We start from the raw sequence: 13908 nt of genomic DNA, 5'->3' as shown, positions 1-13908 counted from the left end.
AAAGTCGAACCACTCGAATTGACGAATTTTAGATTAAAAATAGCAAAATCACAACGCTTTTAATAAACAAAAATTAATTATGCTTTTACAATTAAATAACATATCAAAGTGGGTACAATCTGGTGGTCAAAAAATATTCTTATTAAAAGATATTAATTTTTGGGTTCACGAAGGAGATTTTATCTCAATTATGGGGCCATCAGGATCAGGAAAATCGACGTTACTTAATGTCATCGGCATGCTGGATGATTTTAATGAAGGGGAATATACTTTTCTAGATGAATCGGTGCACAAACTAAAAGAAAAATATCGCGCTAACCTGTATAAACAATACATAGGGTTTGTATTTCAGTCGTATCATTTGATCGATGAGCTAACCGTTAAAGAAAATTTAGAAATGCCGTTGTTGTATAAGAAAGTGGGTTCTTCTGAGCGAAAAGCCTTGGTAGCAGATATGTTAGACCGATTTAATATTGTAGGTAAAAAGGATCTTTTCCCGTCTCAATTAAGTGGAGGTCAACAACAATTGGTGGGGATTGCCAGAGCACTTATTGCCAACCCAAAATTGATACTGGCAGACGAACCTACAGGGAATCTAAATTCTAAACAAGGAGAAGAAATCATGGAAATGTTTAATAAACTTAATAAAGAAGGAGTCACCATTATTCAGGTAACACATTCTGAAAAGAACGCTGCCTATGGTTCAAGAATTATTAATCTATTGGATGGGGGTATAGTTTAGTCACTACGAAGTGGTTACGACGAAGTGGTCTTTTCACTTGTACTAGGTTTTTTTAGATAAACAGATTGCTTCATATGCTTTCCTTGGGGCAAGCCTATTCGCAATGACAGATTATTGCATTATTCCTTCGGGAGCGGCGATAAACTGTTTGATAGCAGCATTGGGTTCTATAATGTTATATCCTTTCCAGAATTGAGGATCGTATTTTGATAAATATTCGGGTGTAATTGATTTGTTTTCGGTACTGCTGGTGTAATCGGCTTCGGTTAATTGCTGAGAATCAAAAACCACAATTTCGTATTTACGTTGGTTGGTATTGATAGCATCAATACCAAGAGATAATTCATTTTGTTTACGCTTTCCTTTAACATGTTTGTTTTTTTCAATCACTTTTAAAGGACGGTCAAAACGAAAAAATTCGCCTCTATACATTTCCAAAAATTTAAGATCATATTTTTGGTTTCTTCCTTTAGCAAAGAGCATTTTGGCCCGATATAAATTGTCTTGGTAATGAATACCTAGTAACTTAAAATTCTTAATATTTTTTACATTCTCATAATCTACTCTAATCACAGCAAAATCCTCGGTGTTTACATATAAAGTGCCTTTAAAATCTTCATTTCTTTTAGGCGAAAAATTAATGATATAGATACTTTGGTCATCGATATAGGTATAATCTACTAGTTTAAAATCATATCTTCCAGATTTATTAAGAAAATTAGACATCACACCTTCATTAAAAAAGAGACTGGATAGTAAACTTTTTAAGGCTCTTCTTTGACTTTTCAGAAAATCACCTTTATCCTCCTTATCGATTTTATCTTTTATCTCATCCCCATTTTCGGTCTGCTCAAGTATAGAATCTACTTGCACTTTGGTACCAAACAATCCTGATTTTATCTTAAGATAAGAATCTGGTTTTACATTCTTTTTGAAGATGGTTTCCATACGGTCTGTCATAGCTTCTATAGAAACCTCATTATTTTTGTCATAGAGTTCTGCTGCTTTAATAATATGAATTTTTCTTTTTTCAAAATCACCATAAAGATCGCATAGGGTCTCTGTATAGTATTCTGACTTTCTGGGAATAATGGTAATTACGCTATCTATAAGTTTTTTATTAAGCTCTTTGATGGTGGATTTCTTAAACTCAATATCTAATTTTTTAATAGCGTTAAACTCAGATTCTCTAAAAAATAATCGTCTTTTGGATAGCTCAAAATTATAGTTTTCAGAAACCCGTTCTTTAACATTGTCAATAATCTCATCTACACTTAGGTTTTTGTTAGAAATGAATACACTTTTTAATTCGATTGCTTTGGGTTGAATGTGTATAATACTATCGATACCATTTTCTATAGAAACCCCTACTTTTTCATACCCCATAGAGGAAACATATATCGAATCGATGTTGGCGTGTTTTTGACCTAGAATTAAACTAAATCTACCTTCTTCATTGGTAATGATTCCTTGGTTTTCTGAGACCTGTATGGTGGCATAGGGGATGGGTTGATTTGTTTTTTTGTCTATCACCTTAGAAGTTATGGTTTGTGCATTTGTAACAAGACATACCATAGAAAAAGTAATGGAGAAAAATAATGAAGAAGTATAGGTCATAACCTGATATTTGATTTTATAAAGTTCTTACTATTATAGACGGTATCCAAATCCATAAGGTTGCCTGAAAGGTCTGTAAAAAGAAGACTGAGATGCGAGGTAATTGTTACATTATAAGGTAAAAAAAGAAAATCACGATCAAAACAGCGTTATTCGATCGTGATTTTCAGGATTTAACTAACTACAATTTATTCTTCTTCAACAGGTTTTAGGTTATCACCAGAAGTTCTGTCGATTAATTTATTATAAGGGTCAATACCGGCTTTTACCGGTTGTTGGTCGGTAATAATGGTAAAGGTATTCTCTCCGGGGTGTAACCATTTTCGCTCCAGATAAAACGGATTTTTTAGAGGGACCTCTTGATCATCTATGATGTCCTCACCAAATAAACCAACCTCGATATAATTGGTCTTATTATCGGTTCGCTCCTCTTTTCCTTTATCATCATAATAGATTTTCTTAGAGTCTACCGTAAAGGTAGTTTCGTATGTACCGTTATCCAGTTTTTTGGTTTTAGCCGAAACGACTCTGTTTTCATAGAGCACGATCTTCTTAAAACCATCTTCTACTGCGTATTTTAGCGAATCAGGAGCCACATTGTAAATGGCTTCGAATAAGTTTTCTGAAGTTGGATATACTCCTTTTTCAAAATTCTTATATTCATGTAAGAAACCATGAAGCGCATCATTGATTTTATCTTCTCCAATCAAATCCTGAAGCTCATACATCACCATAGACCCTTTTCGATACCAAATATGTTGCCCTGTTTCGACATTGATTAGAGATCGCTCGGGTTTAAAACTAAATGCCCTGGCTCTTAGATAGGCATCCAGAGAATATTTTAAAAAGTTCTTGATTCCATTTTCACCATATTCATGTTTCATGGTCATTAGCGAGGTATATTCTGCCAAGGTCTCAGAAATGATATTGGCACCCGATGTTTTACTAGGAGTAACAATATGTCCCCACCATTGGTGGGCAACCTCATGTGCCGTTACTCTAAAGGCGTAGTTAAAATCTTCGGCTTTATCAAAATTAGCAGTAAACCCAAAATCTTCAGAGTAGGGTATGGTGGTGGCAAAAGACTGTGCAAAAGTGGTATGTGCCGGAAATTCTACAATACGTATTACAGAATTTGGATATTCATAGAAGTTTTTAGAGCAATAGTCTAATGCTACTTTGGTTCCGGCTATAAAATACTCCAGGTTGCGCTTGTGTTTTGGAGAATGATAGATCTCGATATCTACTTTTTTACCACTCGGAGCCGTCCAACTTGATTTTTTTACATCATACCTAGCCGAGCCTACGTTAAAGAACAAGTCGGTTTGCGATTCTAATTTGTAATGGTAATACGCTCTGTCGTTTTCTTCCCAATTCTTGATCAATTTTCCCGGCATCAATGCGGTTTGGTCTTTTGATGTACTTACGACAGCTTCAAAATTGATATAATTGGCATCTTCATTAAATAGATTCTTCTTTAGTGCAGTAGAATCTGTTCTAGGAGGAAACAAATAGTCCATTTTTTCTAAACCATATTTTACACGTACTCCATTTTCTATAATACTGGGTTCATAATGAAACCTCGGAAAAATGGAACTATTAAAGAACGATCCGTTATAAAGTACCTGGGTTTCTTGCGAATTGGCAAAACCTTTGGTATCGGCAAATACCTCTATGGTGAGATCAGCCTTTTCATTAGGTTGCATGGCTTGAGGTAATTTATAGAAATACATTCTATATACAGAATCTGTGACTACAGGAGATAATTCTTTTCCATTATACACAATCTTTTCTAAGCTGGTATGTCCATTCGGAAACTGAACCTCAAGTAACAATGTATCAATCGGTGTACTGTTATTATTGATGATCTTAAATTCTCCTTTAGCCCTTACATTTCTTTGCTTAGGAAAAAGATCGATATACGCTTTCAGATCGGTTACTTGTGGATGTGCCTGACCAATATATTTTGCATATTTTTTTTCGGCATCAGCACCTACTTTTTCAGATTCGTCACCGCTTACAATTTCATTTAAAACGTTAAGGTTATAATAACTATATCCAGCAACAGATACAAAGGCAATTACTACCACAACTAATGTTATAATTGTTTTGGTGTTGAATCTTTGTTTTGCCAGGTTTAGTCTTTCTTTGGCAGTAGAGAAGAATCCTCTGGTCCAGAATACTTTACCAATCAACATTAATATCCCTGTTAATAAAATCCAGTATAGGTTTAACCAGGTAATTCCGGTAAGATAATGCCCGAAACCGTTAAGATCACTTATAAAAAATGGCGTGGTAGCACCATAAATTAACATGGGGTTACTACTCTTAAAAGCAAAAGTCACTAATAATGGCAATCCTACATAAATCAAGATGACAATAAAATGTCCTAAAAATTTATTGTTAACGAGTACATGAATAAAAAACGCCAGTAAGACTGTGGTTAGGAAACTTGGCAGTATCAACAAAAAATTATAGGTAAAGGCCATATCCAATTCATAGCCAAAATATCCATTAAAAGTTTGAAACAAAATACCAACAATGATATTGACCACAGTGAGCACAATTGAAATGCCTACCAATGAAATGATCTTAGAAAAATATAAGCTAGAATTTTGTATGGGTAAGGCATCATAAAACACAAAAGTTTTATTTTTTCTTGTCCTGTGTACGGCTTCTCCCGAATAAATTACTAAAATGATGATCGACAGTAAGGTAATTCCTCCAGAAATATAAGTAACTATGTATCGAGTTAATGGTAGATTAGGAGTACCATAGGTTTCGTTTGCCTGGAAAACAGTGATCAAGGATATTATAATTCCTATAATTAAAAGAATGATAAAAACAGGATCTTTTATAATAGATAAAAACTCGATTTTACTTAGCGATAGTAAATTTTGTCGCTCGGTTTTCTTCGTAAACACTTGCGTAACAGAAGTGATTAAAGATGGGCGATATTGATCATTGCTTGAGGCATTCTTTTGCTTGGCAGATAGTAAAAACTTCTTGTAATCAAATCTTACATATGTGATTAGAAAAAACAGAAGCCCAAGCCCTAACCAAAGGATACGATTCATCAAAAATTTACCATAAATAGGTAGTTGATTGATGTTTAACTCATTAATCGACCAATATTTCTTCACAAAACTAAAGGCTCTATTTCCAAAAGGGTCTAGATATACTGTTAACCACTGGTTATCTATGCTTCGCATCAAATCCCCGGTAATACTATATAATAAAAACAAGCAGATTCCTCCTAAGTAAATGATAGGCATTTTCTTAAAAAAGGCCATCAAACAAAAGAACAAGGACCCAATTAAAAGTGCATTGATTTGTAAGATAAATAGAAAGGGAAGGAGATATGAGAGGATATTAAAATCCATGTATTCTCCATAATCCGGGCGATCTAAAAATGCACCAATTCCGAATCCAATCATGGCGCCAAGCACAATAAAAATATTGAGTAATGTAGCGATAGAAAAACTACCCAAAAATCGGCCTAGTACATATGATTTTTCCCGTATTGGGAAGGTAAAATAGGTTTGCGCAGTTTTATGTTCTTTATCTCTAAATATCGGAACCCCCATAATGGCCGCATAAAAGAAAATAGAGATGATAGAAATAGGCCCCATCACTCCAACGATATTATTGGGGCTGTTTACAAATTGCGCGGTAACAGATTTTTCGAAAAAAGCCACTAACAAAGCAATCGCTAGTCCTAAAACGGCATATATCCAGGTAGCAGGCCTCTTGAGGCGATATTTTAATTCAAATAAGAATATTTCTATCATATCGTAACCTCCTGCTTTTCCTTTTTGTTAATACAATAGAAGTAGAAATCTTCAAGATCATTGTTTACGAGCTCAAAACCTTCTCCGGGATTAGCATCACTATATACATTTACATAGAATTCACCACCTCTTAGATAATTCGACAGTACCGTAAATTCATTTTCAACAGCTTCTAATTGGGATTTATCAATATGTTTTCTATACACTTTGCCATTTAACCGATCAGACAATTCTTGTGGATTTCCCTGCACTAAGATTTTACCTTCATTAAAAACGGCCATGTTCTGGCATAGATTGGTAACATCATCTACGATATGCGTTGATAAAATCACAACCGCATTTTCTCCTAACTCACTTAATAAATTATGAAAGCGATTACGTTCTAAGGGATCCAGACCTGCTGTAGGCTCATCAACTATAATTAATTTAGGGTTTCCAAGCAAAGCTTGTGCAATACCAAAACGTTGGCGCATTCCTCCAGAATAATCTCCAAGATTACGATTTCTGAATTTATACAGATTTACTTTATTCAATAAATCGGCTACATATCCTTTTCGTTCAACTTTATTTGTAATTCCTTTTACTTTGGCAATATGATCTAACATCATCTCTGCAGAGACCTTTGGATATACTCCAAAATCTTGTGGTAGGTATCCTAATACTTTTCGAAGTTCTTCGGGTTGTTTAAAAACATCAATGCCATCAAATTCAATGGTCCCAGAATCTGCTAATTGTAAAGTAGATATGGTTCTCATCAAAGAAGATTTCCCGGCTCCGTTAGGCCCTAGTAGGCCAAACATTCCTTTTTCTAAAGTTAAGGTTACATCGTTCAATGCCTGGGTGCCATTGGGATACGTCTTATTGAGATTTTTTATAGTTAGCATACGATCAAAATTTGCAATTTATGTATTGTAACCATTAGTAGCACTTGTTAAGGTTTTGTTACAGGATTTGATATATTTTTCAAGTAAACTACCTCGGGGCAAGCCCGCAAGGCATTGGTTGGAAAATAATTTTGATTTCTAGGCAAGCCTCGGAGCATTTAAATCTCGATTATCGAGTACATATATCTTTAAATAAGTATACATACATTATCTCTTGTATTTGAGATATGAGTATCTTTACATCTATCAATTTAAAGTTAGGAATGCAACAACTTCGTAGAAACAGACGATTAAGAACCAATGACGCTATTCGTTCTTTGGTTAGAGAAAATACGATTACTCCCCATGATTTTTTAGTTCCCCTTTTTGTAGTAGAAGGAAAAAATGTAAAAGAAGAGATATCTTCTATGCCCGGCTACTACAGATATAGTCTGGATTTACTGAAGGATGAGGTTAGAGAACTTTGGTCTATGGGTTTAAAATCGGTGTTGTTGTTTGTTAAGGTGCTAGATAGCCTTAAAGACAATAAAGGAACCGAAGCATTAAATCCAGATGGGTTAATGCAAAGAGCTGTTAAAACCGTAAAAAACGCTACTCCGGACATGTTAGTAATGACCGATGTAGCGTTGGATCCATACTCATCATATGGTCATGACGGTATTGTAGAAGATGGATATATCGTTAATGATGAAACCTGTGAGGTTTTGGCAGAAATGTCACTATCTCATGCACAAGCTGGGGCAGATTTTGTAGCTCCAAGTGATATGATGGATGGTCGTATTCTTTCGATAAGAGAGATACTCGAAGAAGAAAATTATCTGAATACAGGCATTATGAGTTATAGTGCCAAATATGCTTCGGCGTTTTATGGGCCTTTTAGAGATGCACTGGATTCTGCCCCCGGATTTGGTGATAAAAAAACATACCAAATGGATTTTGCCAATCGGGAGGAAGCCATCAAAGAAACTCTAATGGATATCGAAGAAGGAGCGGATATTGTGATGGTAAAACCTGGATTGTGCTATTTGGATTTGGTAAGAGAGGTTAGAGACAATGTAGATGTTCCTGTTGCAGTATATCAAGTGAGCGGCGAGTACGCAATGTTAAAAGCTGCCGCAGAAAAAGGATGGTTGGATCATGATGCTGTGATGTTAGAACAAATCATGGCCTTTAAAAGGGCAGGGGCACAAATTATTGCCAGTTATTTTGCCAAAGATGTGGTAAAGTTGTTGAGTTGATTCAAGCTTTATAGAAAGATATAGAGTTCCTTATCCTTAGAGAGGAAAGGAAATAAAAGATATAATTAAGTTTTTATTTTTTTAAATTAGGAAGGTTATGGTAAGTAGGGAGAGATTATATCGAACATTCGGAGAACTATTGTATGTAATCGCAATGAGTGATGGGGTGATACAGAAAGAAGAAGTCGAAACTCTAGAAGAGATTTTAAAAGGCCATCCTATGGGAGCAGATATCAAATGGTCTTTTGAGTATGAAAGTGATAATCAAAATGATATCGAAACTTTATATAAGAAAGTCATAGAAGTATTTTCTGATAATGGGCCCGATATGGAATATGACTTTATGCTCTATGCACTAACCAAAATTGCCGAGGCTACCAAAGGCGTTAACGCCAATGAGGAAAAAGTAATCACTAATTTTTCTAAAGATTTACTAGACCGATTTATCAACGATATAGAGAAAATTAAAGAAAAATATAAAGAATAAGTTCGTACCATTATATGCACAAAATAGTACTACTATTGGCAACAATTGCATTGCTTTCAACGAGTTGTCAATCTGAGAAAAAAGAGAAATCAGAAATTAAGATAGGAACAAAGAAAAAAGAAAATTCACCCTTTGAAGTAGGAAATAAAATTTTTAATGGGAAAGGAAAATGTTATACCTGCCATAAAACAGACAAAAAATCTATTGGCCCAGGCGTGGCAGAAATCATGAAGATCTACAACGAACAAGATGCAGATTTGATTGCGTTTTTAAAGCAGGAAGCTAAACCTATTGTAGATCCTGAAACCTATGCAGTAATGAAAACCAATTTTACCATTATCAAAACATTTTCTGATGAAGAATTAAATGCATTGATCGTATATATGACCGAAATCGGCAAATAACCAAAGTAATATCCTGTTGCATTGAGTCTTGAGCGAAGACGAAAGACTGGCTGAAGCCGAAAAGGATGTTTTAGGTACGCCTTATTTCATAATTACATAGGGAACTGAATTTATTTTCCTTCTTCAATTAAAAAAACACGTTTTAAAAATCCTTACTTTAGCATTACATATATAATAAGATGACCTTACTAATAATTTACGCCGTACTTTCCATTTTCTTTTCGTTTTTATGTTCGATTCTCGAGGCCGTATTACTTAGCGTAACGCCAACATTTGTGAATGTAAAAATGAAAGAAGGAAAATCGTATGCAACCACACTAGAAAACCTAAAAAAAGATGTTGATCAACCCTTGATTGCCATTCTAACCCTTAATACAATAGCCCATACCGTAGGAGCGATTTTGGTTGGAGTACAGGCAGAGCAGTTACCTTATAAATTTGAGGTACTAGGTGTGAATATGGTTGGGATTGTGTCGGCAATTATGACGATGTTAATTTTAGTGGTTTCAGAAATTATACCCAAGACTATTGGGGCGACCTATTGGAAACAACTGGCCAATTTTACCTCAAAAGCACTAATCATATTAATTGCTCCGCTAAAATATACGGGATTACTTTGGTTATTGCGACTAACCACTAAACTTATAGGAGGTAAAGGACATCATGGCTCTGTACTTAGTAGAGAAGATTTTACAGCCATGGCCGATATTGCAGAAGAAGAAGGTGTTTTTGAAGAATCTGAATCCAAAGTGATACGAAATTTACTCAATTTTAAAGCCATACCTGCTAAGAGTATTATGACACCGAGAACCGTTTTAAAAATGGCTTCTGAAGATCAAAGTATTCAGGATTTTTTTGAAGCGAATAAGAAGTTGCGTTTTTCTAGAATACCCGTATTCAAAGATAATCCAGATCATATCACGGGATATGTACTCAAAGATGAGGTGTATAAAGAAATGGCAGAAGACCATCATAATAAGAAACTAGGCGACCTTAAACGACAGTTGTTTGTAGTGAGTCGAAATGTTGCAGTACCTGATTTATTTGAAAAATTAGTAGAGCAGCGTGAGCATGTAGCCTTGGTCGTTGATGAGTATGGTTCGGTAAGTGGTATAGTAACGATGGAAGATGTGATCGAAACATTATTAGGACTAGAAATTGTAGACGAAAGTGATACCGATGCTAATATGCAAGACCTGGCTCGCAAGAACTGGGAAAACCGCGCAAGAAGATTAGGAATTCTTGATGATGATACTGCAGAAGAATGATTCAAAAGGCCTATTTAGAAACACCTTTAGGAATTGCCACTATATCAGGAGATGAAAATGGAATAACCAGTGTCTCGGTTACTCAGGAGTCAACAAACGAGCCTTCTAAAGAAATCCATCCTTATCTACAAGAAACGATTACGCAGCTTAAGGAGTATTTTGATGGACAACGAACAGTTTTTGATTTAAAACTCAATCCTTCGGGAACCGAATTTCAAAAAAAAGTGTGGGAAGAATTACTTAAGATCCCTTTCGGAAAAACAGCGACCTATTTGGATATGGCCAAAAGATTAGGTGATCCAAAATGTATTAGGGCAGCAGCCTCGGCAAATGGTAAAAATCCACTTTGGATTATTGTCCCTTGCCATCGGGTAATTGGAAGCGATGGCTCTCTAACCGGATATGCAGGAGGATTGTGGCGAAAAAAATGGTTGCTGGATCACGAAAACCCGGTAAAACAACAATCTTTGTTTTAACATATAATGTTACTCTGAGCTTGGCTAAGGGTATTTCACCCTATACTTGTTTCAATGATATTTGTCATCCCAGCGCAGGCTGGGATCCACTCTACTATTGATGTTAATGCGTAATGTTGATGTATGCCGGTCTACGCTGGAAGGATGTAGTAAATGAAATATATTCCCTCAGTTTCAAAAAATGAAACTAGGATATCTTAGTATTGCGTTCTTAGTCATTCATTTTTTTTAATTAAATTGGCATGAACTCATTTTTCTTATTAATTAAACTCTAAACATGCAAATCTTCAAAAAATTTCTTAAAGGGCTTCTGGCTATTATCGTTCTGTGTATCGTTTCATTATATGTTTTTGACAGCGAATATATTTTTAAAGGAGTGAGAGTAGTATATATGACGGGTCATAATACAGCCTATTTAGATGATTATACTCATTTTGATAATCGTACGATAGAAAAAGGAACAGCTAAGATCCCATGGGCATTACATGAAGAATATAATACCGCCAAAAGTACAGATCGATTAAATGAAATTAATGAGAAATTAGGGACTGTTGCCTATATGATTATTAAAAATGACAGTATCTGGTATGAGAATTATGCCGATGGATTTGGTACCACTTCTAAAACAAATTCTTTCTCTATGGCCAAAAGTATGGTCACAGCTATGCTGGGAAAAGCCATCATGGATGGACATATTAAAAGCTTAGATCAACCCCTTGGAGATTTTTTTCCAGAATTCTCTGAAGGACTAGCCACAAAAACCACCGTAGGAGACCTTTCTTCGATGTCTTCGGGTCTTAATTGGGAAGAAAGTTATAAAAGCCCATTTTCTATCACAGCCAAGGCTTATTATGATACCGATATTAGAGAAGTATTATTGGGACTAGAAGTAGTAGAAGAACCAGGTAAAGAATTTAAATATTTAAGTGGAAATACGCAATTACTTGGGATGGTTATCGAGAAAGCAACCGGAAAAAGTTTATCAGAATATTTAAGTGAGAGTTTTTGGAAACCGATGGGGATGGAGCAAGAAGCCATTTGGCAATTAGATAGCGAAGATAGCGGTATGGAAAAAGCCTACTGTTGTGTAGCTAGTAATGCCAGAGATTTTGCACGTTTTGGTGTACTGTTTAAGAACAAAGGAGTGTTTGCAGGAAAACAAATTCTACCGGCCGAGTTTACAGCACTGGCAACCAAGAAAAGATTCGAAGAAGATGATATGTATGGCTATGGTTTTTGGTTATCTGATCATTTAAATAAAGAAATTTTTGCCATGCGAGGTATTTTGGGGCAATATGTAATTTGTATCCCAGAGGACGATGTGATTATTGTACGTTTGGGTCATAACAGAGGGCAGTTTGTGCCCGGAGAATCTTTTACCGAAGATTTCTTTGTCTTTATTGAAGAGGCTTATAAAATGCTAGAGAATGCTTCATAAGCTTAATCTTGAGCATATATTATTTCTGGATATAGAAACAGTACCAGAACATGAAGATTTTGATGTCTTAAGTGATGAAATGCAATACCTCTGGGCAGATAAAACCAAATACCAGCGCAAAGAAGATTTCTCTCCCGAAGAGTTTTATGATCGTGCCGGTATCTGGGCAGAGTTTGGTAAGATCGTATGCATTTCGGTTGGATATTTTACTCATAAAGGCGAAACCAGGTCATTTAGAACCACTTCGTTTTATGGGGAAGAAAAACAACTGCTTATAGATTTTAAGAACCTAATCGAAACTCATTTTAGCAAACCGCATCATTTGCTCTGTGCACATAATGGAAAAGAATTCGATTTTCCGTATATCGCCCGTAGGATGATCATCCATAGTATCGAATTACCTTATAAGTTAAATCTTTTTGGTAAAAAACCATGGGAAGTCGCTCATTTAGACACCCTGGATTTATGGAAATTTGGCGATTATAAACACTATACTTCTTTAAAATTGCTTACCAGTATTTTAGGAATCCCGTCCCCTAAAGATGATATTGATGGCAGTATGGTAAGAGACGTGTTTTATAAAGAAAATGATATTGATCGTATTGTCATTTATTGCGAAAAAGATACTGTTGCTGTCGCACAGATATTACTACGTTTACGACAAGAAGAATTATTAAGTGATGATGAGGTGATTTCAGTTTAAAAAATGACCAAGCAGTAAAAAAGCTTAATTCATGCCATTTCTTCGATCTTCTTTGGTCGGAAAATAAAGGTTAGAGCTACTATGTGTTGTTCCGTAGGTTTTTACGGCAGAGTGTATTTGTTGTAATGCATCTTCTACCTGAAACGCAGAAAGTTCTCGAAGCGGGTGCATAAATACCGCCATAAGTACATTACTAGAAACGGCATATCGTACATCTAGGGCCGAATGAAAATTGGCTTCCATACACTTTTCATATTCCTGAAGAGACATTGAGCCTTGTTCTTTTATAGGAGCCATGATTCGCATTCGATTATGAAGCTCATCGGTTATACATATGCATTTCACATCATTTAGTGCAAATTCCCAATACCCTTGATTGCCTTCAATATGATCTGCGAGTGTAAGAAAAATTTGATATAGTTGCTTATTATCCATAAGCTACAAGATAATCATCTTTTTGGATGATCTTCAAAAAAAAATTTCCCCCTTCATAAAGAAGAGGGAATTTTATAGTAATTATATACCCGGTTTGTGTCCCCCAACACACCCAAATCGTAATTCCTTAACAAAGGATCCCTAGATCTGAGCAATTTCTCTTCGATATAATTACAAGCAAGCAATAGTTTAGAAAACGTTTCCGCACTATCAAATATTGTTAATACCTGTTAATGATTTAATCTATGAAGTAAAGCCTAAATGAATGAAATGTGTGTAATGATTGGGGGTGTGAAGCAATTCTTACGCTACAAATATAGATTTTTTTTTGACACAACGGCCTTTTTGTTAACGTTTTTTTAAGATTTATGGGTACAAAATTGCTGTCTAATTTGAAATTCTGAAACTCCCGCTCCCGCTAGTCT

The 13908-nt window shown here is 35.3% G+C and carries 12 protein-coding genes; 8 read left to right on the top strand and 4 right to left on the bottom strand.

Features of this window, described 5'->3' with window-relative positions:
- Positions 1-79 precede the first annotated feature (79 nt).
- Entirely contained in the window at positions 80-742 is a 663-nt protein-coding gene (locus ABW637_RS02190) for an ABC transporter ATP-binding protein (RefSeq protein WP_367582991.1), read from the top strand.
- A gap of 111 nt (positions 743-853) precedes the next feature.
- Here the strand turns inward: ABW637_RS02190 and ABW637_RS02185 are convergent, their stop codons facing one another.
- The 3 genes from ABW637_RS02185 to ABW637_RS02175 form a co-directional block, all read right to left on the bottom strand.
- Entirely contained in the window at positions 854-2359 is a 1506-nt protein-coding gene (locus ABW637_RS02185) for a carboxypeptidase-like regulatory domain-containing protein (protein ID WP_367582990.1), read from the bottom strand.
- A gap of 188 nt (positions 2360-2547) precedes the next feature.
- Positions 2548-6150, bottom strand: a complete 3603-nt coding sequence (locus tag ABW637_RS02180) for an ABC transporter permease/M1 family aminopeptidase (RefSeq protein ID WP_367582989.1) — start codon at positions 6148-6150, stop codon at positions 2548-2550.
- Positions 6147-7034 carry an ABC transporter ATP-binding protein gene (locus tag ABW637_RS02175; RefSeq protein WP_367582988.1) on the bottom strand — a complete coding sequence of 296 codons (888 nt, stop codon included), beginning with the start codon at positions 7032-7034 and terminating at the stop codon, positions 6147-6149. The genes ABW637_RS02180 and ABW637_RS02175 overlap by 4 nt, the downstream gene beginning before the upstream one ends.
- 263 nt (positions 7035-7297) lie before the next feature.
- On the opposite strand from ABW637_RS02175, the gene hemB reads away from it, so the two are divergent.
- The 7 genes from hemB (at position 7298) to ABW637_RS02140 (ending at position 13048) form a co-directional block, all read left to right on the top strand.
- Positions 7298-8272 (top strand): porphobilinogen synthase, encoded by a 975-nt coding sequence (gene hemB, locus ABW637_RS02170; protein ID WP_367584444.1) that lies wholly within the window; start codon positions 7298-7300, stop codon positions 8270-8272.
- Between the two features lie 97 nt (positions 8273-8369).
- Positions 8370-8759, top strand: a complete 390-nt coding sequence (locus ABW637_RS02165) for a TerB family tellurite resistance protein (RefSeq protein ID WP_367582987.1) — start codon at positions 8370-8372, stop codon at positions 8757-8759.
- Positions 8760-8773: 14 nt separating this feature from the next.
- A complete protein-coding gene (locus ABW637_RS02160) occupies positions 8774-9163 on the top strand; it encodes a c-type cytochrome (RefSeq protein WP_367582986.1) in 390 nt (129 codons plus the stop codon).
- 179 nt (positions 9164-9342) lie between these two features.
- Complete coding sequence (locus tag ABW637_RS02155) at positions 9343-10431, top strand: CNNM domain-containing protein (RefSeq protein ID WP_367582985.1); 1089 nt, start codon at positions 9343-9345, stop codon at positions 10429-10431.
- Complete coding sequence (locus ABW637_RS02150; protein WP_445012710.1) at positions 10428-10907, top strand: methylated-DNA--[protein]-cysteine S-methyltransferase; 480 nt, start codon at positions 10428-10430, stop codon at positions 10905-10907. Before ABW637_RS02155 ends, ABW637_RS02150 begins: the two co-directional genes overlap by 4 nt.
- Positions 10908-11184: 277 nt before the next feature.
- The gene (locus tag ABW637_RS02145) at positions 11185-12345 is read left to right on the top strand and encodes a serine hydrolase domain-containing protein (protein ID WP_367582984.1); all 1161 of its coding nucleotides are present in this window, start codon (positions 11185-11187) and stop codon (positions 12343-12345) included.
- On the top strand, positions 12335-13048 hold the full coding sequence (locus tag ABW637_RS02140) for a 3'-5' exonuclease (RefSeq protein WP_367582983.1): 714 nt from the start codon (positions 12335-12337) through the stop codon (positions 13046-13048). Before ABW637_RS02145 ends, ABW637_RS02140 begins: the two co-directional genes overlap by 11 nt.
- A gap of 24 nt (positions 13049-13072) precedes the next feature.
- Here ABW637_RS02140 and ABW637_RS02135 read toward each other — a convergent pair whose 3' ends face one another.
- On the bottom strand, positions 13073-13483 hold the full coding sequence (locus ABW637_RS02135; RefSeq protein ID WP_367582982.1) for a hypothetical protein: 411 nt from the start codon (positions 13481-13483) through the stop codon (positions 13073-13075).
- Between the last annotated feature and the right edge of the window lie 425 nt (positions 13484-13908).

Origin of the sequence: Aquimarina penaris (assembly GCF_040786285.1) — a bacterium.
In the GTDB taxonomy this organism is placed as follows: Bacteria; Bacteroidota; Bacteroidia; order Flavobacteriales; family Flavobacteriaceae; genus Aquimarina.
Note: the sequence above shows the minus strand (reverse complement) of the source record. Positions and strands in the feature narration are given on the sequence as shown.

Bases quoted from the DNA above. Each gene is read 5' to 3' on its own strand.
- ABW637_RS02190 (WP_367582991.1), top strand. From the start codon at position 80: ATGCTTTTACAATTAAATAACATATCAAAGTGGGTACAATCTGGTGGT.
- ABW637_RS02185 (WP_367582990.1), bottom strand. From the start codon at position 2,359: ATGACCTATACTTCTTCATTATTTTTCTCCATTACTTTTTCTATGGTA.
- ABW637_RS02180 (WP_367582989.1), bottom strand. From the start codon at position 6,150: ATGATAGAAATATTCTTATTTGAATTAAAATATCGCCTCAAGAGGCCT.
- ABW637_RS02175 (WP_367582988.1), bottom strand. From the start codon at position 7,034: ATGCTAACTATAAAAAATCTCAATAAGACGTATCCCAATGGCACCCAG.
- hemB (WP_367584444.1), top strand. From the start codon at position 7,298: ATGCAACAACTTCGTAGAAACAGACGATTAAGAACCAATGACGCTATT.
- ABW637_RS02165 (WP_367582987.1), top strand. From the start codon at position 8,370: ATGGTAAGTAGGGAGAGATTATATCGAACATTCGGAGAACTATTGTAT.
- ABW637_RS02160 (WP_367582986.1), top strand. From the start codon at position 8,774: ATGCACAAAATAGTACTACTATTGGCAACAATTGCATTGCTTTCAACG.
- ABW637_RS02155 (WP_367582985.1), top strand. From the start codon at position 9,343: ATGACCTTACTAATAATTTACGCCGTACTTTCCATTTTCTTTTCGTTT.
- ABW637_RS02150 (WP_445012710.1), top strand. From the start codon at position 10,428: ATGATTCAAAAGGCCTATTTAGAAACACCTTTAGGAATTGCCACTATA.
- ABW637_RS02145 (WP_367582984.1), top strand. From the start codon at position 11,185: ATGCAAATCTTCAAAAAATTTCTTAAAGGGCTTCTGGCTATTATCGTT.
- ABW637_RS02140 (WP_367582983.1), top strand. From the start codon at position 12,335: ATGCTTCATAAGCTTAATCTTGAGCATATATTATTTCTGGATATAGAA.
- ABW637_RS02135 (WP_367582982.1), bottom strand. From the start codon at position 13,483: ATGGATAATAAGCAACTATATCAAATTTTTCTTACACTCGCAGATCAT.